Source organism: Serratia sp. CoH_122_TC_1, from assembly GCF_058191755.1.
Genome location: NZ_JBXWLA010000008.1, coordinates 200,988 through 225,866, shown reverse-complemented (window position 1 = coordinate 225,866; position 24,879 = coordinate 200,988). Strand labels below are relative to the sequence as shown.

Sequence of the window (24,879 nt, the reverse complement as noted above, 5' to 3'; positions counted from 1 at the left end):
CGGTTGCTTTTCTTATTTCATTAAAGTTGTTTCGAATGAAAGTTGATTTGATTTCGATCAAATATGAACGCATTGTATGTCCTACTATGATGAGAGTTTGAATTCGCCCACAGAAGATTCAGGAGTCCGTAATGGAGCTTTATCTCGATACCGCTGATGTAAATGCAGTCAAACGCCTGGCGCGCATCTTGCCATTGCATGGTGTCACCACCAATCCGAGCATTGTTGCCAAAGAAGGCAAACCCATTTGGGAAGTGTTGCCCGCGCTGCGTGATGCCCTGGGCGGCACCGGCAAGTTGTTTGCGCAAGTGATGGCCAACGATGCCGAGCGTATGGTGGCAGAAGCAGCATTGCTGCATCAGCGAGTCCCAGGGCTGGTGGTGAAAATACCCGCGACCGCAGAGGGGCTGGCAGCGATTAAAAAACTGACGTCCATGTCGATCCCCACGCTAGGGACGGCAGTGTATGGTGCAGGTCAGGGGTTGTTGGCGGCACTGGCTGGCGCCGAGTATGTTGCCCCTTATGTTAACCGTCTGGATGCCCAGGGCGGTGACGGCATCGAGATGGTTCATGAGCTGCAACAGCTGTTAACGCTGCATGCACCGAATGCACGGGTGCTGGCAGCCAGTTTTAAAACGCCGCGTCAGGCGCTGGAATGCTTGCTGGCGGGCTGTCAGGCCATCACGTTACCGGTTGACGTGGCAGAGCAATTTCTTGCGGCCCCAGCGGTTCAGGCGGCGGTAGAGAAATTCGAGCAGGACTGGCAGGGCGCGTTTGGAACAAACTTGCTGAACTGAGCCGTGTGAAATAAGCAAAGAAAAGGGCGCCGCAGCGCCCTGATTAACAAAACATTCATTCAGCCGTTCTCACGCAGAACGATCGGCGATTCGTGCGCAGTAGGCTGGTTGGCGTTCAGTGCACGGCGTATCACAAAGAAGGCGGAGACCAGCATGGTGACTGCCACCAGCATAAAGAAAGCGCACAGTGCGGCGTTAATCTGGTTGCTGAAAACGATAGTTTCCATATCCTTCAGCGTTTTCGCGGGCGCAATCAGCGTGCCTTGTTCAATGCCGTTAGAGAATTTCTTCGCCTGTGCCAGGAAGCCGATGCTTGGCTTCTCGTGGAAGATTTTTTGCCAGCCGGCGGTCATCGAGGTGATAAACAGCCAGACTGTCGGCAGGATTGTTACCCAGGCATAGCGCTGCTTTTTCATTTTGAACAGCACGACGGTACCCAGGATCAAGGCCATTGATGCCAGCATTTGGTTGCCGATGCCGAATAAAGGCCACAGCGTGTTGATACCACCGAGTGGGTCGACCACCCCCTGATAGACAAAGAACCCCCAACCCGCGACGGCAACGGTGGTACCGGCCAGGTTGCCGAACCACGAACGGTTGTTGGCCAGTCTTGGGATCGCAACACCCACCAAATCTTGCACCATGAAACGACAGGCACGGGTACCGGCATCGACGGCGGTCAGAATAAACAGCGCTTCGAACAGAATGGCGAAGTGGTACCAGAACGCCATCATTGCGCGGCTGTTAAACACCTCAGTAATGATGTGTGCCATCCCCACGGCAAAGGTCGGTGCGCCACCGGCACGAGACAAGATTGAATGCTCCCCGACGTCTTTGGCAATCAGCGTCAGCGTTTCTGGGGTAATCATAAAGCCCCAGCTATTAATCACCTGCGAGGCATTCTCCACCGTGGTGCCGATCAGCGCTGCCGGGGAGTTCATAGCGAAGTAAACACCGGGGTCGATGACCGAGGCGCAGATCAGCGCCATGATGGCCACGAAAGACTCCATCAGCATTGCGCCGTAGCCGATAAAGCGAATGTGACTTTCGCGCTCTACCAGTTTTGGTGTCGTGCCGCTGGACACCAACGCATGGAAGCCAGAGATTGAACCACAGGCGATGGTGATAAACAGGAATGGGAACAGTGAACCCGCGAACACAGGGCCGCTACCGTCGATAAAGCGTGATACTGCGGGCATTTTCATTTCCGGCATGGCAAAGACGATGCCAACTGCCAGCCCAATGATGACGCCAATCTTCATAAAGGTGGACAGGTAATCACGCGGCGCCAGCAGCAACCATACCGGCAGTACCGAGGCAACGAAGCCATAAACCACCAGCACCCAGGTCAGCGTGGTGCCGTGCAGCGTGAAGAATGGACCCCAGTAGGGATCTTGTGCCACATTGCCGCCGTAAATAATCGCCAGCAGCATCAGTGCAAAGCCGATCACCGATATTTCGGCGATTTTACCTGGCCGGATGAAACGCATATACACGCCCATAAATAGCGCGATGGGAATCGTCGCGGCGATGGTGAACAAGCCCCATGGGCTGTCTGCCAGGGCTTTTACCACCACCAATGCCAATGCAGACAGGATGATAATCATCACGCCCAGTGCACCGAGCATGGTGATCACTCCCGCGAAGGCCCCAAGTTCTTGCTTGGCCATTTCCCCGAGCGAACGACCGTCGCGGCGGGTAGATATAAACAGAATCAGGAAGTCCTGCACGGCACCGGCCAACATCACCCCGACCAAGATCCAGATGGTTCCGGGCAAAAAGCCCATTTGCGCCGCCAAAATCGGACCCACCAATGGCCCAGCCCCGGCGATAGCAGCAAAGTGGTGACCAAATAGCACCCATTTGTTGGTGGGGACGTAATCGAGTCCGTCGTTATGACGTTCAGCCGGTGTCATGCGGCGATCGTCGAGCTCAAATACTTTCTTGGCAATAAACAGGCTATAGAAGCGATAAGCGATGCTGTAACAGGCGATCGCCGCTACTACCAACCAAACCGCATTGACATGTTCCCCGCGGCTGAGTGCCAGCATGGCGAAGGCAAATGCACCGACCAACGCCACCACCAGCCAGATGATCCCGGACTTGACGTTTTTCATGTTCAACAACTCCTTGGTGTGCAGAAATAAAAGGCGTGTTCTTATGGAGACTAGGTACAGATTAAAAGTAGGAGTTTTGCGCGTGAAGAACAGCAGGTCGGATGAGAAATGTGAAGCAGATTGAGTAATGGCGTAAAAACAATGTGATGAAGTTGTGGCGCGACCCGGTCCTGCAATAAAAAAGGCGACGCTGTAGCATCGCCTGGTAGCTATTTACACCCAGGTTTAAATTATCCAATAACTGACACCCAGCACGATGCCGTTCATGGATATATGTAGACTGATGGGCATTAACAGACCGTTTGATTTGACCCTGGCGACTATCAGCGTCAATGAAACACAAAACAGAATGAGTAGCATGCGCGCATCCGCATATTGTGTATGCAGTAAGGCAAAAAGAATCGATGTCACTATCGCTGCCCCGATTTTACCGCCGGCAAACCAGGTTTGAAATGCGCCATAAAGGCAGCCTCTAAAGACGATTTCTTCATAAATGGGGGCGAGGATGATCAGGGTGAGCTGCACCAAGAAAAACACGTTACCTTGGCGTGAAACCTGTTCAATGACCCAGCTTTCCGTTTTGGTTATGCCAAGTAAAGGTGGTGCAATAAATTGCAATGCCAAAATGATCAATAGAAAACCAAAGAATGAAGCGGGTTTGAAATTACCGGCACCAAAAGAAGGGCGGTTTTTATAAAATTTCAGGTATAGCGGAACGATAACGACAAACTCAATCACCAGTAATATAGGGACCAGCCATCCCTCGGCTTGCAGTTTTTCCCTGTTGGGGAAGAGCAGTGGTAGAAATGTCAGGGCTACCATCAACAAAAACGTGGAAAAGAACCCTTTGGTTTCCCTGTGTCGTGCGATTTCCTTATCCCAATCGGTCATTTTTATAATCCTTTATATTTTAAGTGATAATTGCTGTTATCCATGTGTTATCAGGCTCTGCCCGTGCAGGCAGGTCTACCTGTTCCCGGTCGATGACTGCATCACATGGCAAAAAAAAACACCGGAGGCTTACCTGCCGGTGTTTGTCTTGTGTGAGCGCTATCTCACGAGGTTATGCCGCCGGTCTGGCGATGACGCTGCGGGTTTCCATACGCACTTCGGCAATGGTGACTTGCAGGCTATCACCTTGGCGGTAGACAACTTCACCTTTGATTTGGACCGTGCCGGTTTCCTGGCTGCAGACCATTTCGTCACGCACCGCGTGAATAAACGGTGCTGGGATGAAGGCCACTGCGCCATTGTCCAGCAAACGTACCCGCAGACCGCCACGCGTTACGTCGATGATTTCTGCGTTGAAGCGCTCATCGGTACCGGCTTTGTCTTTCAGGTAACGTGCATACAACCAGTCACCCACGTCACGTTCCGCCATGCGGTTCAGACGACGGCGTTCAGCCAGTTGAATGGTCACTTCATCTTGCGGTTTTTCGGCGGGCTGGCCGGTGATAACCGCTTTCAGCAGACGGTGGTTAACCATGTCACCGTATTTACGAATCGGTGAGGTCCAGGTCGCGTAGGCTTCCAGCCCCAGGCCGAAGTGCGGGCCCGGTGTCGTGCTGATCTCGGCGTAGGTCTGGGAGCGTCGGATACGGCTGTCGAGGAATTGGGTCGGCTGTGCATCCAGATGGCGGCGCAGTTCGCAGAACCCCTCTAACGTCAGCAGCTTCTCGGCTTCAGCTTCTACCCCGTTGGCTTGCAGAACGGTAACCGCTTGTTCAACCAGCAGCGGGTCGAAACCGGTATGCACGTTGTAAATACCGAAGCCCAGACGGTCGCGCAGTACGATAGCGGCGCAGACGTTGGAAGCGATCATGCACTCTTCAACGATACGGTTGGCGCTACGGCGTTGTTCAGTCACGATCTCCAACACTTCGCCTTTCTCGCCTAATACAAAGCGGTAATCAGGGCGATCTTTAAACACCAACGCATGCTGGTGGCGCCATGCATTACGGGCATCACACACACGCTTGAGCAGCGTGATTTGTTGTGCAATGTCATCGCTTGGCGGCTGCCAGCCGGCAATGTCTTCCAGCCAGTCGGACACTTCGTCGTAAACCAGCTTGGCTTTAGACTCGATCTCAGCGGCAAAGAAGCGCATGTCATCGGCCAACGCGCCGTCGGCACCGATGGTTACGCGGCAAGCCAACACGTGGCGGCGCTGGTTAGGGCGCAGTGAACACAGGTTGTCTGACAGATCGCGCGGCAACATAGGGATGTTGAAGCCCGGAAGATAGTTGGTGAAAGCACGCTTGCGGGCGATTTCATCCAGCTCGCTGCCCTGTTCGACGTAAGCGGTCGGATCGGCAATGGCGATGGTCAACTGCAGCGTGCCGTCGCCGTTGTCCTGCACAAACAACGCATCGTCCATATCTTCGGTGCTGGCGCTGTCAATGGTGACAAAATTCAACGCGGTCAGATCTTCACGTGGCAAAGAGGCGTCCGGCTCGCGGGTAGCGATCATTTCCGGTGCTTCTTTTTCCAGATTGTGACGGGCGAGGGTAACCCACCACGGCGCAAGGTGATCTTCGCCATCGGTAATGAATTGGGTCAGATCGGCGTTGAAGCCGCGATCGCCTTTCAGCGGGTGGCGACACATTTCTGCGACCGCCCAATCGCCAGCCTGGAAGTCGTGGTTCAAACCACGCACAGGACGACACTGAATCGCGTCTTTCAGCAACGGATGATCGGGCACGATGGACAAACGGTCATCGCGCTTTTGCACACGGCCGACGAAGCGCGACAAGAAAGGCTCGATCAGGGTTTCCGGCTCGGCGATTTCGCGTTCTTTCTCGGTATGCAGCGTCGCGGTCACTCGGTCACCGTGCATCACTTTCTTCATGTACGGGGGTGGAATGAAATAGCTCTTCTGACCGTCTACCTCAAGAAAGCCAAAGCCTTTCTCAGTCCCTTTTACTACGCCTTCAACGCGCGGGGTCTGAGAGTGAAGTTGCTGTTTAAGCTGCGCCAGCAGCGGGTTATCTTGAAACATATCGTCCAGTGAATGGGTTGTGAGTGGCAAGATTTGCGGCTGACAGTTTTACGCGAATCACCCGCTGCGGGCAAGCCTAACGTCACGGTTTTCCTGCGTTGGGGCGCGATTTTGCGGAATATTGAGTATTCAAAAGGCAGGAATAAAACCCCGGCTTGAGACGCCGGGGGAAACGAGGGGCAGATCAGTCCTGTAGCGGTGAGGGCTGCAGAATTTCAATCCAGTAGTCATCGGGATCTTTGATAAAGGCCACGTAATTCATACGACCTTCATGCAGACGTTTCTGGAACGTCACGCCAAGCCGTTCAAAACGGTCGCAGGCAGCACGCACGTCCGGCACGGTCACACAGAGGTGGCCAAAGCCACGCGGCTCGCTGTTGCCGTTGTGGTAATGAAAATCGGCTTGCTGTTCGGTACCGTGGTTATGGGTCAGCTCCAGAATGCCCGGTTGGTTCAGTGCCCAGCGTTTACGGGCATCGTCATCCTGTGGGATCTGGTCACGCGGGCTGCGGGTCAGGTAGCAAATGGTAAACGCAGCTTCGTTGAAGGTTTCCAGATACACCGGGGTAAAGCCCAGCACGCGGGTATAGAAATCCAGCGCTTTGGTTAAGTCCTTCACACGGATCATGGTGTGGTTGAACACGTAGCCGTCGGTGGCCGTTTCCGGTTGTGCGGTCACGCCCGGCAGCGTCAGTAAATCATTCAGTGGCATAGGGATCCCTCTTAGGTTGTTGATACGACTCTAGGGTAAATTAATGCTAATCTAAAGTGATTGTTTTTAACCAAAACACTCATTAAAAGTGAATGCTTCATGAAGCTGAGCCAGCTTAAATTTTTCTGCGCCGTGGTTGAACATAAAACCATTGCCGCCGCTGCACGGGAATTGCACTGTGTGCCTTCCAACGTGACATTACGCATCAAAGAGCTGGAGGATTCACTTGGCGGTGAGCTGTTCTTCCGCGATAAAAATCGGCTGTATGTGACACCCAAAGGCCGGTTGTTCTATCAGCAGGCAGGCGAAATTCTGGCTCTGGCGTCACGCAGTCAACATCTGTTCGCCGGCCGGCAGCCGCAGGGTTTGCTGAATCTTGGGGCACTGGACTTTTCGCTGATCAGCCATTTACCTGACCGTATTGCCCACTTGCGCCGCAGCCAACCGCAAATGCAGGTCAATGTGCTGAGCCGGGACTCGTTGGTGCTGGAGCGGATGCTGATTGACAGTGAGCTCGATCTGGCGCTGACAGACGGCCCCATAGAACACCCACTGCTGGCCAGCCGTGTGGCATTTGATGAACGTCTGGTGCTGCTGATACCGGCATCCGTAACGCAGTTAGACGCTGCAACTTTGGCGCAGTTGGAGTTTTATACCTTCAGTCGCGAGTGCTCTTTCCGTCTAAAAATAGATCACTGGCTAGCCTCACGGCAACTGAAGCCGCGTATGGCGCTGGAGATGGAGTCATACACGTCGATGGCGGCCTGCGTAAAAGCGGGCTGCGGCGTGGCCTGCATTCCAGGATCGTTGCTGCCGATGATTTTGCCGTCGCAGGCGCTGAACGTTGTGGAGATGGGGGCGGAAGGGGTGAGCAATCTGTACTTTGTATGGCGCCGCCATCAACTCTCTGAGGAGTTGCAGACGGCTATCGATCTATTAGTGCGCCCGGCGTAAACCGGGCGCAGCAGATCAGGCAATGCGTAACGTGGGCTGTGCGACGCAACGACGGATAGCGACCGGTATTGACTTGGACGTCGGTGTGCCGGTGCCATCACCAAAACTGGCCAGCGGTACCAGCGGGTTGGTTTCGGGGTAGTAGGCGGCCAAATTACCGCGCGGGATATCGTAGCTCACCAGCTTGAAACCACTGACCTTGCGGGTTATACCGTCATTCCACAGGGTTTCGATCTCAACTAATTCACCGTCTTGCATATCCAGTGCGGCCAGGTCTTCAGGATGAATAAACAACACCTCTCGCTGGCCATACACGCCACGATAGCGATCATCCAACCCGTAGATAGTGGTGTTGTACTGATCGTGTGAGCGCAAGGTTTGCAGCGTGAAGGGCGCCTGACGGCCATCCAGTTGCGGGAACAAACTGTCCGGTAACGGTGCCGAGCCGAACTCTGCTTTACCACTGGGGGTGGCGAAGCGAAGTTCTGCGGCAGCGTTGCCCAGATAGAAACCGCCGGGCTGATCACAGCGACGATTGAAATCCTCAAAACCAGGGATCGTGGCGGCGATATGATCGCGAATCAATGAGTAGTCATCTGCCAGTTCCAGCCAGTCGAGCTGTTGGTTGCCCAATACGGCATCAGCGATACCGCAGACTATTGCCGTTTCAGAGCGTTGTGTTTCTGCTAGCGGCTTGCCGACGCCTTCAGAGGCATGCACCATGCTGAAGGAGTCTTCGACCGTGATGTATTGCGGGCCGCTGGCCTGCAGGTCCTGTTCTGTCCGGCCCAGCGTAGGCAAGATCAGGGCGTCTTTGCCAGTCACCAGATGGCTACGGTTGAGTTTGGTGCTGATATGCACCGTCAGGTCACAACAGCGTAAGGCACGTGCGGTGCGTTCGGTATCGGGTGCCGCAGCGGCTAGATTACCGCCCAGCGCCAACAATACCTTAACGTCGCCGCGCAGCATCGCTTCGATGGCCTCGACGGTGTTATGGCCCTGTTCACGGCGTGGCGAGAAGTTAAAGTGTTTCTCCAGGCTGTCGAGCAGGGCTTTAGGGGATTTCTCATCGATGCCCATAGTCCGGTTGCCTTGCACATTACTGTGACCACGCACTGGGCACAGTCCGGCACCGGGTTTGCCCAATTGACCGAACAGCAGCTGCAAGTTGGTGATTTCACGCACCGTTGGCACAGAGTGTTTATGCTGTGTCACGCCCATCGCCCAGGTGCAGATCACGCGCTCAGCCCCCTGATAAATGGCAGCAGCCTGGCGCAACTGCGCCTCGCTCAGGCCGGACTGATGGGTGATCTGATCCCAAGTGGTGGCGTCGACCTGTGCCAAATAGCGCTCTACACCGACACTGTGCTGCTCGATAAAGGCTAAATCGAACAGGCCGGGCTCACCGGCGGCCAAACGCTGGCGGTGACCTTCCAACAGGGCTTTCACCATGCCGCGCACCGCCGCCATATCGCCACCGAGATTAGGCTGGAAGTAGGCAGAACTGATCGGTGATGACTTAGGTGTCAGCATTTGAATGGGGCTTTGCGGGTCGGCAAAGCGTTCAAGCCCACGCTCGCGCAGCGTGTTAAAACTGACGATACGGGCCCCGCGACTGGCGGCGTTTTTCAGGCTGTGCAGCATGCGCGGGTGATTGGTGCCGGGATTTTGACCAAACACGAAAATCGCATCGGCTTTTTCAAAGTCATCCATACGGATGGTGCCTTTACCGACGCCGATGCTCTGTTTTAGCCCCACGCCGCTGGCTTCGTGGCACATATTGGAGCAGTCAGGGAAATTACTGGTGCCGAGCATGCGACCGAACAATTGATACAGATATGAAGCTTCGTTACTGGCACGGCCCGACGTATAGAGTTCAATCTGGTTTGGATTGTCCATGCTGTTGATGTGCTTGGCGATTAACGCCAGCGCATCCGGCCACGCGATCGGTTCATAATGATCGGTTTCGGCGTTATAGCGCATCGGGTGGGTGAGTCGCCCCTGATACTCCAGGAAATAGTCACTTTGCTGGAGCAAGGTACTGACGCTATGGGCAGCGAAAAACTCAGGTTCAACCGCATTACGTGTGGCTTCCCAACTGACGGCCTTCGCGCCGTTTTCGCAGAAACTGAAGGTGCTGTGATTGTCGTCGCCCCAGGCGCAGCCCGGGCAGTCGAAACCGCGCGCTTTATTCACACGCATCAGATTACGCAGGTTTTTCAGCGTCTGTTTGCTGTCGAGTACATAGCGAGTGGTGGCTTCGAGTGAACCCCAGCCGCCCGCCGCGCCGGTATAAGGCTTTATTGACGGTTTGAATTTCATATTGGTCTTCGCAGGTGGTTGTAGCTAAAAAGTGAACGCTTTTTTAAGCGTTTTCAGTGTTTATGTCACAAGTTTAGGAGGGTGAGGCACGGGCGTCTAATCGAATAGGACTATGGCGGCATAGAGCAAGTCTATCGCGTAGAAATGATTAACATACAAATCGTTGCATAATGACACCCGCTGAAAAAGAGTATTGATTCCGCTTTACCTCCGATTAATGCAGTCTATGCCTCAGATTATATTGGTATTTTATTTAGCCCCCAGGGCCTGAGGAACAGTGATTGAAGCATTTAACATTGGCGGTGATAACCGGTATTTTGCTGCCGTTGGCAGCTCAGGCGACAGATGCCCCCCTTAACTTTCCACTCAATACGCCGCCAGCGATAGACGCCGCCTCTTACGTATTGATGGACTATACCACCGGCCAGGTGCTGGCTGAGGCAAACGCAGATGAACGTCGTAATCCGGCCAGTCTGACCAAACTGATGACTGGGTTGGTGATTGATCATGCGCTCGACCAACACAAAATCGGTCTGGATGACGTGGTGACGGTGGGTAAAGACGCTTGGGCGGCGGGGAATCCGGTATTCAAGGGATCATCGCTGATGTTCCTGAAGCCAGGTGACAGGGTCACGGTTCGCGATCTCAGTAGAGGCATTATCATTGACTCCGGCAACGACGCCTGCGTGGCGATGGCCGATTATGTCGCGGGCAGCCAGGCGGCGTTCGTGAAGCTGATGAATGAAAAGAGCACCCAGCTTGGCCTGCAAAATACGCATTTCGAAACGGTCCACGGCTTGGACGCCCCGGGCCAGTTCACCACCGCCGGTGATTTGGCCGTAATTTCACGCGCCATCATCATGAGTGAACCGGCGGAATATCATATCTACAGCGAAAAATCGCTGACCTGGAATGGCATCACCCAGCAGAACCGCAACGGGTTGCTGTGGGATAAAGCATTGCAGGTAGACGGGCTGAAAACCGGTCATACCGAATCTGCCGGTTTTAATATTATTGCTTCAGCGACTGAGGGTGACCGCCGGTTGATTGCGGTGGTGATGGGCGGTAAAAGCGCGAAAGGGCGCGAAGAGCAGGCCCGCAAATTGCTGACCTGGGGCCTGCGTGATTTTGCCACGGTCCATCTTTTCAGCGCTGGGCAACGTTTGGGGCAGGAAAAGGTGTGGTATGGCGATCGCCATGAGGTCGCCGTGGGTAGCGCGCAGGATCAATACATTAGCCTGCCGAAAACGGAGGCGAACAAGCTGAAGGCGCAATATGTGGTGACTGCAACGCGCCTGGATGCACCACTGGAACCAGGGCAGCCGGTGGGTGAAATTCGCATCAGTGACAACGGTAACCTGTTGAAGACGTTACCGCTGGTGGCGTTGCAACAGATCAAACAAGGCGGCATGTTCTCGCGACTGATGGATGCGGTAAAACTGAAAATCTGATGCTTGGGGCGCTGGGCGCGGCGCCCGAAATTCTGTAGCAATGATATACTCAAGCCAGTCGTGATTCACTGAGCCGTTTTATGGATATTAAGCAACTGATCTACCTGTGTAATCTTGAGCGTGAACGCCACTTTGGCCGCGCGGCGGAGGCCAGCTTTGTCAGCCAGCCGACGTTATCTATGCGGCTGAAAAATTTGGAAAAAGAGCTTGGCGTGGCGTTGATCAACCGTGGTAACAACTTCGAAGGTTTCACTGCCGAAGGAGAGCGGGTGCTGTCGTGGGCGCGTGAGATTGTATCGGTTTATCAGGGGTTGAAACTGGAGGTGGAGTCGCTTAAGCACGGCCTGAACGGCACGTTGCGGATCGGTGCTGTACCGCAATGCAGTATATCCTTGGCGCAAATGCTAAAGGCGGTCAGCGAGCGATTTCCCCAATTAGATTACCGGGTCTCGGTGTTGAGCGCCGATCAGCTACTCGAAGCGCTGACGGCGCATACTGTCGATATCGGTATCGGTTTCTTTGAACTGTCCACGTTGCAAGAGCTGCACTTTCAGTCGCAGCCCTTGGCGGACGCTGGCGTTGAGTTGGTTTTCCACCCTGAACACTTTCCCGAATTAGTCGGCGACGCGCCACTGACGTTGGAGGACGTGGCTGCATTGCCACTGTGCCTGGCGGAACCGACGCGTTACTTCCGTCGTTACCTCGATCAAAACTTTCGCGAGGCCGGTTTGACGCTGCATGTTCGTATGGAAACTACGTCGATATTCCAGTTACTGCAGGGGATTTTTGTCGGGTTGGGCTGTGGGTTATTCCCGCCTGGCAACCTGTTGCCGACCATGATGCCTGAGTTGCATCACCGGCCGGTCGCTATCGCTGCCATGCCGCGCCATGCCGCAGTTGTTGTTGCTGAGCCTGGGCGTGCATCACCGTTGGCGCAGCACTTCTTTGATGCTGCGCGCGGCTGGTTGTTACGATAACGCTTCCGCTTGGCTTTCGCTGACACCCTGTGTGTCGCCAAGGGTTTGGCGTAAACGGTTTTCCCAGGCGTAGAGTGCGCCAGTCAGAATGACGTCCAAGGCCTGTGCCTGGTTCAGGCCGCTGTTAAACAACGGCTGTACGCTGCGTGGAGTGAATTTTTCCGGCGTGCGGGTCAGGTCTGTGACAACACCGATCACCGCATGAGAGACGGGATTATTCACACTTACCAGCCCGTGGTGAATGCTGGCAAAGAGCGCATTCGTCAGCGAGTCGTCCTGGATATCCTGTGCCACGGTTGAGGCGCAGTAACGACTGCCGTTAATACGAGAAACCGCCAGTGTTGCCAGCGCTTTCAACCGCCCGGATAAGCCGTACCCGTCAGCATTAATGCTGTTAAATACGCCATTGCGTTCACGTAGCGCTGGGGCATCGTGGGCCAGCAACAGGTAATATGATTCGCTGCGGGCATCGGGGTGGCTCTGATCAAGTACGTCTAATTGCTCCGCGCGAGCGCTGTCCAATTCAACAACCGATAACCGGGATTGCCACCTCAGTTCTTCTTCCGTGAATTCTATCCCTGCTGCATCGTCTATCTTGGGGAAGCCCGGAACCACGCCTGCCGGCCGCCCAGCTAATGCGGCCACACCCGCAACCACTCTTGCCTGATAACTGACAAAACCGATGATTTGCGAAAACGTCACGATATCCGCCGGACTCAGCCCGACGTCACTCAACTGTTGCAGCGCCTTACGGCAAATCAACGTTGGTTGTGTGGCAAGCTGGCGTGCATATTGAGTGATTTGTGCGAGACGGATATTACTTTCACGTGAGGCATCGGGACTGTAAAGCGGGGCAAGGCGGGCCGCGTAATGACTACAAAGAGACTGAACACCGGTGACCTGGGCTACGGTCAACGCGGTACTGAGGCGGTCATAGGGTGACAGTGTCACTGCTCGTGTTAACGCGACCCGATCGGGAAACAACACGTGGTAACTGGCAAGCGAGGCGTTGAATACGCCAGCCCGGGCAGTGAGTGCGGTGTTCAGCGCTTCGTCGGCAAAGGCACCCAGCCCGAGTAAGAACCGGTCGCGAGTACCTGCCGCCTGCGGCTCCAGTGGTTGCTCCCCGCGTACGCTGCTTTGGGTTTCGTGATACCACTGGGCATTATGTTGTCGACGTAGTAGTTCCATAGAGGATAATCCTTAATCAAGAGCAACAGCCACCGGTGCGGCGAGCAACGGCGGCAGGGCAAAAGGCAACATGCCCGAAAGCGGGCATGAAATGACAGGATTAGCGCTGGCCATCGCAACACAGTGCGTGACCATAAACAGAGAAACCTGCGGCTAAAGCGAGCAAAAACTGCGCGAGTCGGCGATGGCGTAGGTTGTTCATCAGTGCGATATCCTGTCGTTTAAGAAGCTCAACGTAGGGGATATCCTCACCGATTCGATTGGCGAGATAAAATAATGTTACGTGCTAATCAATAACTGAATGGAATAAAATATAATGATATATAACAAAAATGTAGTTTGTATCTGAGGTTTTTGGCTAAGGGCCGGCTGAATTCCGGCGGTAAAAAACCCGCTCGGGAGCGGGTTGTCTTCGTTAGGCTGGCTGTCAGAACCTACCGCCGTCGCGCCGCCAGGCGTCAGCCGTGAGCGCTTCGCCGAAGTGGCTCGCAATCAGACGTTTGGTCAGATCATGTAACGGCGAAGCCAATACCTCGGCGGTGCTGCCGCGCTCAACGATTTCCCCTTCGTGCATCACCATGACCTGATCGCTGATGTGTTTCATCATCCCCAGATGCTGAGTCACGTAGATATAGGAGATGCCATGCTTCTCTTGTAGCTCGAGCATCAGGTTAATGATTTGCGAGCGCATCGACATATCCAACGAGGCCAATGCTTCATCAGCCACAATCACTTTGGGTTGCAGGATTAGCGCACGGGCCAGCGCCACTCGCTGTTTTTGGCCGGAGGCCAGCATGTGCGGGTAATAATTGGCGTGATCGGGCAGCATCCCCACTTGGCGTAATGTCTGGTTGATTTGTTGCTCGCGCTCTGGCGCAGCCATGTCCGTATTAAGCCGTAACGGAGCATCAAGCAGCTGGCCGATACGCTGGCGCGGATTGAGTGAGGTACTCGGATCTTGAAATATCATGCGGATCCGCTGACTGCGATAGCGATAATCGCCGTAGTTAAGTCGATGGTCATCGATCAACAGTTCGCCGGATGATGGCTCTACCATGCCGGACAACATCTTGGCCAATGTTGACTTCCCCGAACCGTTCTCACCGATAATCGCCAGCGTTTGCCGTTCGCGCAGGGTAAAGCTAACCGATTTCACCGCTTCGACATGTTGGCGGCGAAATAGCCCGGTACGATAGCGGTAGGTTTTGCTCAGATTGCGCACTTCCAACAGCGTTTCCATGTTATTGCTCCTCCATGTTCAGCGGGAAGTGGCAGGCGAACAGGTGGTTTTTTACCGGACGCAGACGCGGTGTCTCAATGCACTTTTTCTGCGCATAGGGGCAGCGCGGCCCCAAACGACAACCGATCGGCAAATGCTCCAGGGACGGAATGGCTCCAGGCAGGGTGTTGAGGCGGCTTTTATGCGGCAATGCGCGGCCGAAATCCGGCATTGCGCGGATTAACGCCTGCGTGTAAGGGTGATGCGGTGCAGCCAGCAGATCTTCGCACTGGGCGCTTTCTACCGTTTGGCCACAGTACAGCACGTTAACCCGATCGGCCCATTTGCTCATCATTTGCAAATCGTGACTGATCAGCAAAATGGTGGTGTTGTTGTTTTGGTTCAGGCGCGCCAGCAAACGGAAAATCTGCGCTTGGGTGGTGGGTTCCATCGCGTTGGTGGGTTCATCGGCAATCAGCAGGCGCGGCTGATTAGCCAGCGCGATGGCGATCATCACTTTCTGGCACTCGCCGTCGGTCAGCTCGTAAGGGAAACTGCCCATGATGTCCTTATGATCCTTGATGCCGACACGGTGCAATAACTCAATAGCGCGACGTTTGCGCCAGTTAATGCGTTGCCACCAGCGGCCTTTATAGGTCCAACCGGGGATTGCCTGTGCCAACTGGCGACCAATGCTTTCAGAAGGATCCAGACAGGACTGTGGCTCCTGGAAAATCATCGAAACATTGTGGCCAACCAGCTTGCGGCGCTCACGTGGCGTTAGCTGCAACAGATCAATATCATCAAAGCGGAAACGGTCAGCGGTGACGCGCCAGTTGTCCTTGGTGACGCCACAGATGGCTTTGGCGATCAGGCTTTTGCCTGAGCCGGATTCGCCCACGAGCCCGCGGACTTCACCTTCGCTCAGCGTCATGCTGACGCGGTCAACCGCTTTGACCGGCCCTTCGGCAGTCATAAATTCAATTGTCAGGTTGCGGATATCAAGTAATGGCATTATTCCACCCCTGTATTGATTGCACGACGCATACCGTCGCCCAGCAGGTTAACCAGCAACACACTGAACAGGATCGCTGCACCTGGCAGCATCACGGTCCAGGGGGCTACGTACACCAGTTCCAACGAATCGCCGAGCATGGCCCCCCATTCCGGGGACGGGAGCTGTGCGCCAAGATCGAGAAAGCCCAGGGCGGCAATGTCCAGAATGGCCATCGACAATGCGCGGGTGAACTCGGTCACCAGCACCGCGACAATATTAGGCATTACGGCGTACCACAGGATTTGCAATGTGGAGGCGCCGTCGAGACGTACGGCCACCACATATTCTTTTTCCAACTCGTCGTGCACTGCGCTGTAGATAGTACGCACCATGCGTGGCAACAGCGCCAGCCAAACGGCTAACATGGCGTGCTCGAGTTTTGGCCCGAGGAAAGCGACCACGACGATCGCCAGCAGCAGCGAAGGAATGGAAAGCAGGGTATCGAGAATATGATTCAGCACCGCAGAACGCAGGCCACGGGTCACCCCGGCGAACACCCCGAGAATCACCCCGACAAGGGCGGCGGCAAGGGTCACCAGTAGCGCCGAGCCAAACGTGGCCGCGGTACCGGTCAGCAGACGACTGAGAATATCGCGGCCAAGATCGTCGGTGCCGAGGAAGAAGGAAACGTTGCCGTAACGCGACCAGGAGGGCGGCAATAACTGATAGCCGAGGAATTGCTGATCAAGCGCATAAGGTGCCAACAGACTGCCAAACAGCGAAAGCAGCAATAACGCTATCACGCCGTAGAAGCCAATCATCGCCAATGCATCACCGTAGAAAATCCGCCAAGTATAGAGTAGCGGGCTTGGCATTTTCTTTTCGCGGTATACGTTATCTAAGGGCATACCATTCCTTATGCTTCAGTGGGTTGGTGGCAGCACCTAAAATATCAGCCAATACGTTAATGGTGATCACTAAGGTACCGACCACCATGACGCCGGCGGAGATTGCCGCATAATCTTGCTGGCGGATGGCGTTGATCATCCAACGCCCGAGGCCTGGCCAACTGAACACCACTTCGGTGATCATCGCCAGCGTCAGCATCGTGGAGAATTGCAGCCCCAGCTTGGGAATGATCGGTGGCAGTGCATTATGCAGCACGTGGCGGCGAATAATGGTGAACCGGGATAAACCCCGGGTGGCCGCGGCCTTGATGTAGTTTTGGCTGAGGACATCGTCGGTGCTGATGCGCATGAGGCGTACCACTTCGGTTGTCGGTGCCACCGCCAGCGCGGCAATCGGCAAGATCATATGGCGCAGTGCGCTGCCGATCATTTCAGTGCGATAAGGTGAGTCGGACAGCCAGGCGTCAATCAGGGCGAAACCGGTGATAGGTTTAACCTGATACAGCAGATCAAAGCGGCCGGAAACCGGCAGCCAGCCAAGATGCAATGAGAAAAACAGCATCAGCAGCAGCGCCAACCAAAACACGGGCATCGAAAAACCGAGCAATGCAAAGGTGCTGATGGCGGTGTCTTGCCATTTACCACGCATCACGCCGGCAATAATGCCAAGAGGGATGCCGATAAACAGCGCCAGGGTGAAAGCGAGAATGCACAGTTCCATGGTTGCCGGGAACACTTCTCGCAATTGTTCACTGATCGCCTGGCCGTTAATGCTGGAAACGCCAAAATCCCAATGCAGCAGGCTGACAAAGTAGAACTGATAGGCATCCAACAGAGCGGCACCGTTGAGTGGTGCGCGCGGCGTAAAATAGCTCAGGCTAAAGCTGACCAACGTCAGGAAAAACAGCGTGATCAGCAGCAGTAAGAAACGGCGTAAGGTAAAGATAATCACTTTTTCGGCCCCTCCGCAGACTCACGGTACACCCCGGCGAATGACGCATTGCCGAACGGGCTCAATACCAGTCCTTTGATGTCGTAACGGTAGGCCTGCAGACGCAATGAAGACGCCAGCGGCAGCACCGGCAGTTGCTGTTCAAGTATTTTCTGCGCCTTCTGATAGTTTTCGATGCGTTGTGATAATTGCTGCGACAGCAGGGCATTTTGCAGCACTTCATCAAACCCTGGGTCACACCAGTGAGCATAGTTGGTTTGCGAGCGGATTGCTGCGCAGCTCAGCAGCGGGCGGAAGAAACTGTCCGGGTCATTACTGTCAGTGGCCCAGCCGGTGAGGGTCAGATCGTGATTCATTTCCATCAAGCGGGCTTCCTGGAAACGGCCTTCGACAGGCACGATGGTGACTTTAATGCCGACCTGAGCGAGATCCGCCTGGATCAATTCAGCGGTCTTTAACGGGCTGGGGTTATAGGATTGCGATGCCGTTGGCACCCACAGGCGCAGGCTTAGCGACTCAATACCCGCCTGTTTCAGTATTTCGCGGGATTTGGCCGGGTCAAATTCAGTGACATGTGCTTCGTTATCATAGGCCCACGAGGCGCGCGGCAGAATTGAGGCGGCGGTTTCCGCCGTGCCGTAGTAAATCGACTGCATCAGGCGTTGGTTGTTTATCGCCAGTGAAATTGCCTGACGGACTTTCAAATCATTAAGCGGCGGTTTACGGGTGTTGAAGGCCAGATAGGCGATATTCATGCCCGGCCGCAGCGTCAGACGCAGGCGCGGGTCATCGCGCAGAATCGAAAGCTGACTGGCGGCAGGATAGGCCAGCACGTCACATTCACCGGTCAACAATTTGGATAACCGACCGGTGCCGCCGGCACCCAGATCGATCACCACCTGTGGCATGCGCGGTTTGCCTTTCCAGTAAACATCGTTGCGCGCCAGACGAATATATTGCCCGGACCGGTATTCATTTAACAGGAACGGCCCGGTACCAACAGGTTCACGGTCGATCATTTCTTGGTGGCCTTCACGCGTCAGGTCATCTGCGTATTCTGCCGACAGCACGGGCGCATAATGGGTAGCGATATGCCACAAGAAGGAGGCGTCAGGCGCTTGCAGCCGAATTTCTACCGTATAGTCGTCGAGCTTCTTCACGCTTTGTACCGAGTCGCCAAACTGCAAGCTATCGAAGTACGGATATTCGCCGCCGTTAACGTCGTGATACGGGTGTTTCTGGTTAAACACGCGCTCAAAGCTGAACACCACATCGTCGGCATTCAGTTTTCGGGTCGGTGTGAACCAGGCCGTGGTCTGGAATGGCACATCTTTGCGCAGATGGAAACGGTAAGTTGCGCCGTTATCCAGCACTTCCCAGCTTTGTGCCAGTTCGGGGATCAACCGATAGGTGTAAGGATCGACATCCAACAGGCGATCGTAAAGCTGTGCGGCCAACGTGTCGACGGTCAGGCCGCTGCTGGCCATCTGCGGGTTAAAGGTATTGAGTATGCCGCTGACACAATAAACAAAACCGCTCTGGCGGATATCCGGCAACGGCTGCACCGCAGCGGGCGAAGGGGGTGTCGCTGCCAGAGCTGAACTCGCAAGGCACAACGACAAGATCCAAAGGGGTAAACCACGCATAGAGGCTTCATGGGTTAATAAGCAATAGCATTAGTGTATCGCACTCTGGCGAACAGCCCAATCCATTGAGCAAAATGGCTGAGTTTTCTGCTACTTGATTGAACAATTCGCGGTCGTCGGCAAAAAAGTTATATTTGTTATGTTATAACATTACAAATTCATGTTACCGTTCTCTGGCAATGTACCAATAATCGCAAGGGGATGTATGAACAAGGTTGCACTTCCACCCTGCCAGCCGCTGCCGGATGCACAGGCATGGCAGGGCGCAATGAGTGATGTCGGGCTCGATTGGGTCGGGATGCAAGGGATTGCTCTGCCGCTGGAATTGGCAGGTAAGCCGCTGATGGCTCGGGTCAACGTTGGGATCAATCTGCGTGCCAACCAGCAGGGTTCGCGAGGCATACATATGTCGCGTCTTTATCTGGCGTTGGATGAATTAACGCAAGGGGAATTGACGCCGCAACGCATTGCCGACCAGCTGCGGGCTTTTTTGGCGTCCCAGCCGGAGAACAGCGATCGCGCAAATCTGAGTATCAGCGGCGAACTGCTGTTGTCACGTCCGGCGTTGTTGTCACCTCACCGTGGCTGGAAAGCCTATCCGCTGAAAATTGACGCCACGCTGACAACCCTAATGACGCTGTCGTTGACGGTCGGTGTGCCGTATTCCTCTACTTGCCCAAGTTCGGCGGCGCTGAGTCGCCAACTGGCACAGCAACAGTTTCAGTTTGATTTCGAACAGGCACCGGACGCGGTTGACCAACAGCAGGTTATCGATTGGCTGGGAGAACAGGGAATGCCTGCCACACCTCACAGTCAACGCAGTTGGGCTTGGGTGACGATCACATTGAATGACGGTGAAACGGTCTTGCCGGTGATCAATTTAATTGACCGTATCGAGCATGCGTTGGGGACGCCGTTGCAGACGTTGGTGAAACGCCGGGATGAGCAGGCATTTGCACTGGCCAACGGGCAGAACCTGATGTTTTGTGAGGACGCTGCGCGCCGTTTGTACCGAACATTGCGCAGCCAGTGCAGTCACCGTGCCTTTTCGCTGCGTGTGGAGCATCAAGAGAGCTTGCATGCACACAATGCAGTGGCGGAATTGAGTTGGGGAGAACATCAGGATGCTACGTAAAAACCCGAGTGGCCATTTGCCGCAGGTCTCGCCGAAAGCCTATATCGACCCTACCGCCATTATCTGCGGCCGGGTGATTATTGAAGATTTTGTCTACGTAGGGCCGTACGCGGTGATCCGCGCGGATGAGCTGAATGCAGCAGGTGACATGGATCCGATCATTATCGGTTCCCATTCCAATATTCAGGACGGTGTGGTGATCCATTCGAAAAGCGGCGCGGCGGTCACCATCGGCAGTTTTAGTTCTATTGCCCACCGTGCCATCGTTCATGGCCCGTGCCGTATCGACGATCGGGTGTTTATCGGCTTTAACAGCGTGCTGTTCAATTGCCACATCGGCTCCGGGTGTGTGGTGCGCTACAACGCGGTGGTGGACGGGGTGACGCTCCCGGAAAACCTGTATATCCCCTCAACCGAACGTGTCGGCGCCGACAGCGATCTGTCGTTGTATCCGCAGGTTGATCGCAACGCCCTGCAATTTTCTGAAGAGGTAGCGGCCACCAACGTTGAATTGGTTCGCGGCTACCAGGCATTACGCAATGAGTTTTGAGTGAGGAATTCCATGAATCCATTACCCGTAACCGTGCTTTCCGGTTTTCTCGGCGCCGGTAAGACCACAGTATTGAACCATATCCTGAATAATCGCCAGGGCATGCGTGTGGCGGTGATCGTTAACGACATGAGCGAAGTGAACATCGATGCCGCATTGGTAGAGAACGAAGTTCAGCTTGATCGCCAGCAGGAAAAATTGGTGGAGATGAGCAATGGCTGTATCTGCTGCACATTGCGCGAAGATCTGCTGATTTCGGTGCGTGAACTGGCGCAGGCCGGTCGTTTTGATTATCTGCTGATCGAATCCAGTGGCATTTCCGAACCCTTGCCGGTGGCAGAAACCTTCACCTTTGAAGACGAACAAGGGGAAAGCCTGTCGCAATTCGCCCGGTTGGACACGTTGGTCACCGTGGTGGACGGGGTGAATTTTATCCAGCAATACCAGCAGGCACAAACGCTGCAAGAGGCAGGGCAAAGCCTGGGTGAAGACGATTTACGCAGCGTGGCGGATCTGCTGATAGAACAAATTGAGTTCTGCGATGTGATGCTGGTCAGCAAAACGGATTTGCTGACCCCAGAACAGCAGGGTGAGGTGATGGCGTTGCTCGCCAGTCTGAATCCGGACGCCACTATTATCGCCATCTCCCCCGGCAAGGTGCCATTGGAGGCGGTATTGAACACGGGCAGCTTCAGTTTTGATAAAGCACAGCAGGCACCGGGTTGGCTTAAGGAACTGCGTGGTGAACATCTGCCTGAAACAGAAAACTATGGCATCAGCAGTTTCGTTTACCGGGCCAGACGGCCTTTTGCACCCGATAAGTTTTACCGCGTGATTAATGGCGATTGGGGCGGTGGCAAGCTGTTACGTTCCAAAGGGTTCTACTGGTTGGCGACACGCCCGCGTCAGGCTGGACAGTGGAGTCAGGCCGGTGGCATCGCTCATTATGGGCTGGCGGGCACGTTCTGGCGTGCGATTGCCCAGGAAAACTGGCCACAAGATGAAGAGACCCGGGCGCATATTATGGACAACTGGGTGGAACCCTTTGGCGATATGCGTCAGGAATTGGTCTTTATCGGACAAAACCTGCAGGAGGCTGAAATAACGCGTTTACTTGACGCTTGCCTGCTGAGTGATGAGGAAATGGCGGCGGGGGTAGATTATTGGCATGAGCTGGCAGATCCCTTCCCTGAGTGGTAATTGCACAATGACAGTGTGGTAATGAGAAAAATTCTCAACAAAGTGCTTTACAGATGATACTGATAACTATTATCATCATTTGGCAGTTCACGGAAGGCCACGTACACGGTGGTTCAGCTGTGAAAGGCACGACATTGCTCACATTGCTTCCAGTGTTTTTTTAAGCCAGCTCGGGTGCTGGCTTTTTTTTTGCCTGTTATTCTTCGTCCGCCTCACCATTTTGCAATAACGCGTGCTTTTTAAGCATGCCGCGCAACTGGTGATAGGTCAGCCCCAGCAGTTCAGCCGCTTTGCGCTGATTAAATCTCCCCTGTTGCAGCGCCGCTTCGATTAACGACTTTTCCTGTGCCAACTGCCACGTTTTTAAATCCATTGGTAGAGAGGGGCCATCCTCACGGGTGACGTGTTCAGAAGGCCGCGGTGAACTTGCCCGTTGGGCAAAGGGATTAATGACAATCTCGTCCAGTTCGCTGGCGCTGGTACCGTGTCGATACACTGAACGCTCCACCACGTTTTTCAATTCGCGCACGTTGCCCGGCCAGTGATAGCCAAGCAAGGTGTCTTTGGCCCGCTCGGTAAATCCAGGAAACAATGACAGCGACAGCTCGCGGCACATTTGAATCGCAAAATGCTCGGCCAGCAACATGATGTCTTGTTGTCGCTGACGCAACGGTGGTAACTGGACTACGTCGAATGCCAGCCGGTCCAGCAGATCGGCACGGAATTTACCCGCCGCAGCCAGTGCAGGCAAATCGTCATTGGTTGCGCACACGAGGCGCACATCAACCTGTAATGGCTGGCTGCCGCCGACGCGTTCCAGATGACCATATTCAATGACCCTTAACAGTTTCTCCTGCACCAACATGGGGGCGGTGGCCAGTTCGTCGAGAAATAGGGTACCGCCGTCGGCACGTTCAAAGCGGCCCAAATGGCGCTTTTGCGCACCGGTAAAGGCCCCCGCCTCGTGGCCGAACAGCTCTGAATCCAGCAGGTTTTCGTTCAATGCGGCGCAGTTAAGTGAAATGAACGGCCCCTGCCAACGATTGGAAAGGTAATGTAATCGGTGAGCAATCAACTCTTTACCGGTCCCGCGCTCACCGATCACCAACACCGGTTTGTTCAGCTTTGCCAGTTTCGAGACTTGCTCCAATACTTCGACAAAGGCGTTTGCTTCGCCCAGCAGGTTTTCTAACTGTTCGCTCATGATGAAATTCGCCAATGTTTGGTGAAAATAATCACTCTACAGTATGTGTGTAGAGAGTCAAAAATAAATAATCGTTTATATTCAACAATATAAAAGTTGGCACGGGTTTTGATTAAGTCTTTGGGCAATCTGTATGACCTAACGCGGCGCTTCAGACGCCATCAGAACCAAGAGGAAGTGAATTATGGGTATTTTTTCTCGTTTTGCCGACATCGTGAACGCCAACATTAATACGCTGCTGGATAAGGCAGAGGATCCGCAAAAGCTCGTGCGTTTGATGATCCAGGAAATGGAAGACACGTTGGTTGAAGTCCGCTCTACCTCAGCACGCGCGCTGGCGGAGAAGAAACAATTGCTGCGCCGCATTGAGCAGGGTGAAAACCAGCTTAGCGACTGGCAGGACAAAGCTGAACTGGCACTGCGTAAAGATAAAGAAGATCTGGCGCGTGCGGCCCTGATCGAAAAACAAAAAGTGGCTGACCTGATCGCTACGTTGACTCATGAAGTCTCTACCGTAGAAGAAACGCTGGCCCGTATGAAAAGCGAAATCGGCGAGCTGGAAAACAAGCTAACCGAAACTCGTGCTCGTCAGCAGGCCCTGACATTACGCCATCAGGCCGCGTCCTCTTCCCGCGACGTACGCCGTCAGCTCGACAGCGGCAAGTTGGATGAGGCAATGGCGCGTTTCGAACAGTTCGAACGCCGCATTGACCATATGGAAGCCGAGGCAGAAAGCGTCATCATCGGCAAAAAGAAGTCTCTGGATCAAGAATTTGCCGAATTAAAAGCTGACGACGCGATCAGTGAGCAACTGGCGGCGCTGAAAGCTAAAATGAACCGCTCTGAGTAAGGCGGCAGCGGCCACGGTGGTGTGGCCGCCAACCCAACACGCATTGAGAAGGAAAAGAAATGAGTGCTCTATTACTTGCCATTCCGTTGACAATCTTTGTGTTGTTTGTCGCACCGATTTGGCTTTGGCTGCATTACAGCAATCGGCAACAAAACGGCATCCAGCTAAGCCATCAGGAAATGCAGCGGTTGGCGCAGTTGGCCGAAGATGCCAAGCGCATGCGTGAACGCATCCAGGCGCTGGAAGAGATCCTCGATGCAGAACACCCGAACTGGAGACAGTCTTGATGAACACGACTCTGGGCAGCAAAAAGCTTTATCGCGTTCCTGAGGAAGGGATGCTGAAGGGGGTCTGCGCCGGTTTAGCCCATTACTTTGACGTGCCGGTGCGGTTGATCCGCGTGATTGTGGTGTTATCGATGTTCTTCGGGCTGTTTTTCTTCACCTTGATCGCGTATTTCGCGTTGGTGTTTGTGTTGGACGAAGCACCGGCCAGCCGCTTCGAAGGCGAACAGCAAAAATCACCGCGGCAGTTGCTTGACCAGCTTGAATATGAATTGGGCAGTGGCGAACAGCAATTGCGGCAGGTTGAGCGTTATGTGACGTCGGATACCTTTGGCGTGCAGAGTCGTTTCCGCAAGTTATAGCGTGCGAAGGCCTGTGCTTGGCGCAGGTCAGGCATTGCACCCGTGACATCCTT

At 54.4% G+C, this 24,879-nt stretch carries 22 protein-coding genes; 10 read left to right on the top strand and 12 right to left on the bottom strand.

Features of this window, described 5'->3' with window-relative positions; all coding sequences use genetic code 11:
* Nucleotides 1–131 precede the first annotated feature (131 nt).
* On the top strand, nucleotides 132–797 hold the full coding sequence (fsa, locus tag AC2FC2_RS12625) for a fructose-6-phosphate aldolase (protein ID WP_265553487.1): 666 nt from the start codon (nucleotides 132–134) through the stop codon (nucleotides 795–797).
* Between the two features lie 59 nt (nucleotides 798–856).
* Here fsa and AC2FC2_RS12620 read toward each other — a convergent pair whose 3' ends face one another.
* The 4 genes from AC2FC2_RS12620 to gloA form a co-directional block, all read right to left on the bottom strand.
* Complete coding sequence (locus tag AC2FC2_RS12620) at nucleotides 857–2,914, bottom strand: carbon starvation CstA family protein (protein ID WP_265553485.1); 2,058 nt, start codon at nucleotides 2,912–2,914, stop codon at nucleotides 857–859.
* Nucleotides 2,915–3,139: 225 nt separating this feature from the next.
* Nucleotides 3,140–3,805: a CPBP family intramembrane glutamic endopeptidase gene (locus AC2FC2_RS12615; RefSeq protein ID WP_490659322.1), complete on the bottom strand. Its 666-nt coding sequence runs from the start codon at nucleotides 3,803–3,805 to the stop codon at nucleotides 3,140–3,142.
* 172 nt (nucleotides 3,806–3,977) lie between these two features.
* Entirely contained in the window at nucleotides 3,978–5,912 is a 1,935-nt protein-coding gene (locus AC2FC2_RS12610) for an exoribonuclease II (protein ID WP_490659321.1), read from the bottom strand.
* 184 nt (nucleotides 5,913–6,096) lie between these two features.
* The gene (gloA, locus tag AC2FC2_RS12605; RefSeq protein ID WP_490659320.1) at nucleotides 6,097–6,624 is read right to left on the bottom strand and encodes a lactoylglutathione lyase; all 528 of its coding nucleotides are present in this window, start codon (nucleotides 6,622–6,624) and stop codon (nucleotides 6,097–6,099) included.
* A 99-nt stretch (nucleotides 6,625–6,723) separates the two neighbouring features.
* Between gloA and AC2FC2_RS12600 the strand changes: the two genes are divergently transcribed.
* Nucleotides 6,724–7,578, top strand: coding sequence for a LysR family transcriptional regulator (locus tag AC2FC2_RS12600; protein ID WP_490659319.1), 855 nt, complete (start codon nucleotides 6,724–6,726; stop codon nucleotides 7,576–7,578).
* A 15-nt stretch (nucleotides 7,579–7,593) separates the two neighbouring features.
* On the opposite strand, the gene AC2FC2_RS12595 is transcribed toward AC2FC2_RS12600, so the two are convergent.
* Entirely contained in the window at nucleotides 7,594–9,900 is a 2,307-nt protein-coding gene (locus tag AC2FC2_RS12595) for an FdhF/YdeP family oxidoreductase (protein ID WP_490307428.1), read from the bottom strand.
* Nucleotides 9,901–10,181: 281 nt separating this feature from the next.
* On the opposite strand from AC2FC2_RS12595, the gene dacD reads away from it, so the two are divergent.
* Entirely contained in the window at nucleotides 10,182–11,351 is a 1,170-nt protein-coding gene (gene dacD, locus AC2FC2_RS12590; RefSeq protein WP_490659318.1) for a serine-type D-Ala-D-Ala carboxypeptidase DacD, read from the top strand.
* Between the two features lie 80 nt (nucleotides 11,352–11,431).
* Complete coding sequence (locus tag AC2FC2_RS12585) at nucleotides 11,432–12,328, top strand: LysR family transcriptional regulator (RefSeq protein WP_490659317.1); 897 nt, start codon at nucleotides 11,432–11,434, stop codon at nucleotides 12,326–12,328.
* Here the strand turns inward: AC2FC2_RS12585 and AC2FC2_RS12580 are convergent.
* The 6 genes from AC2FC2_RS12580 to sapA form a co-directional block, all read right to left on the bottom strand.
* On the bottom strand, nucleotides 12,320–13,519 hold the full coding sequence (locus tag AC2FC2_RS12580) for a CMD domain-containing protein (RefSeq protein WP_490659316.1): 1,200 nt from the start codon (nucleotides 13,517–13,519) through the stop codon (nucleotides 12,320–12,322). The genes AC2FC2_RS12585 and AC2FC2_RS12580 overlap by 9 nt on opposite strands.
* Before the next feature lie 427 nt (nucleotides 13,520–13,946).
* The gene (gene sapF, locus AC2FC2_RS12575; RefSeq protein WP_209633770.1) at nucleotides 13,947–14,759 is read right to left on the bottom strand and encodes a putrescine export ABC transporter ATP-binding protein SapF; all 813 of its coding nucleotides are present in this window, start codon (nucleotides 14,757–14,759) and stop codon (nucleotides 13,947–13,949) included.
* A 1-nt stretch (nucleotide 14,760) separates the two neighbouring features.
* The gene (gene sapD, locus AC2FC2_RS12570) at nucleotides 14,761–15,753 is read right to left on the bottom strand and encodes a putrescine export ABC transporter ATP-binding protein SapD (RefSeq protein WP_209633768.1); all 993 of its coding nucleotides are present in this window, start codon (nucleotides 15,751–15,753) and stop codon (nucleotides 14,761–14,763) included.
* The gene (gene sapC / locus AC2FC2_RS12565; RefSeq protein WP_209633765.1) at nucleotides 15,753–16,643 is read right to left on the bottom strand and encodes a putrescine export ABC transporter permease SapC; all 891 of its coding nucleotides are present in this window, start codon (nucleotides 16,641–16,643) and stop codon (nucleotides 15,753–15,755) included. Before sapC ends, sapD begins: the two co-directional genes overlap by 1 nt.
* On the bottom strand, nucleotides 16,630–17,595 hold the full coding sequence (gene sapB, locus AC2FC2_RS12560) for a putrescine export ABC transporter permease SapB (protein ID WP_209633762.1): 966 nt from the start codon (nucleotides 17,593–17,595) through the stop codon (nucleotides 16,630–16,632). The genes sapC and sapB overlap by 14 nt, the downstream gene beginning before the upstream one ends.
* Nucleotides 17,592–19,241: an ABC transporter substrate-binding protein SapA gene (gene sapA / locus AC2FC2_RS12555; RefSeq protein WP_490659315.1), complete on the bottom strand. Its 1,650-nt coding sequence runs from the start codon at nucleotides 19,239–19,241 to the stop codon at nucleotides 17,592–17,594. The genes sapB and sapA overlap by 4 nt, the downstream gene beginning before the upstream one ends.
* 205 nt (nucleotides 19,242–19,446) lie before the next feature.
* Between sapA and folE2 the strand changes: the two genes are divergently transcribed.
* From folE2 to zigA, 3 genes are read left to right on the top strand one after another with little or no spacing between them, the layout of a single operon-like run.
* Nucleotides 19,447–20,376, top strand: coding sequence for a GTP cyclohydrolase FolE2 (gene folE2 / locus AC2FC2_RS12550; RefSeq protein ID WP_265553465.1), 930 nt, complete (start codon nucleotides 19,447–19,449; stop codon nucleotides 20,374–20,376).
* Nucleotides 20,366–20,926, top strand: a complete 561-nt coding sequence (locus tag AC2FC2_RS12545; protein ID WP_265553463.1) for a gamma carbonic anhydrase family protein — start codon at nucleotides 20,366–20,368, stop codon at nucleotides 20,924–20,926. The genes folE2 and AC2FC2_RS12545 overlap by 11 nt, the downstream gene beginning before the upstream one ends.
* Before the next feature lie 12 nt (nucleotides 20,927–20,938).
* Nucleotides 20,939–22,126: a zinc metallochaperone GTPase ZigA gene (gene zigA / locus AC2FC2_RS12540; protein WP_209633754.1), complete on the top strand. Its 1,188-nt coding sequence runs from the start codon at nucleotides 20,939–20,941 to the stop codon at nucleotides 22,124–22,126.
* A gap of 196 nt (nucleotides 22,127–22,322) precedes the next feature.
* Here the strand turns inward: zigA and pspF are convergent, their stop codons facing one another.
* Entirely contained in the window at nucleotides 22,323–23,330 is a 1,008-nt protein-coding gene (pspF, locus tag AC2FC2_RS12535) for a phage shock protein operon transcriptional activator (RefSeq protein ID WP_209633752.1), read from the bottom strand.
* A 184-nt stretch (nucleotides 23,331–23,514) separates the two neighbouring features.
* Between pspF and pspA the strand changes: the two genes are divergently transcribed.
* The 3 genes from pspA to pspC are packed head-to-tail and all read left to right on the top strand — an operon-like array spanning nucleotide 23,515 to nucleotide 24,826.
* Nucleotides 23,515–24,180 (top strand): phage shock protein PspA, encoded by a 666-nt coding sequence (pspA, locus tag AC2FC2_RS12530; protein WP_037415723.1) that lies wholly within the window; start codon nucleotides 23,515–23,517, stop codon nucleotides 24,178–24,180.
* A 59-nt stretch (nucleotides 24,181–24,239) separates the two neighbouring features.
* A complete protein-coding gene (gene pspB / locus AC2FC2_RS12525) occupies nucleotides 24,240–24,467 on the top strand; it encodes an envelope stress response membrane protein PspB (protein WP_012145351.1) in 228 nt (75 codons plus the stop codon).
* Complete coding sequence (pspC, locus tag AC2FC2_RS12520; RefSeq protein ID WP_209633750.1) at nucleotides 24,467–24,826, top strand: envelope stress response membrane protein PspC; 360 nt, start codon at nucleotides 24,467–24,469, stop codon at nucleotides 24,824–24,826. The genes pspB and pspC overlap by 1 nt, the downstream gene beginning before the upstream one ends.
* Nucleotides 24,827–24,879: the final 53 nt, after the last annotated feature.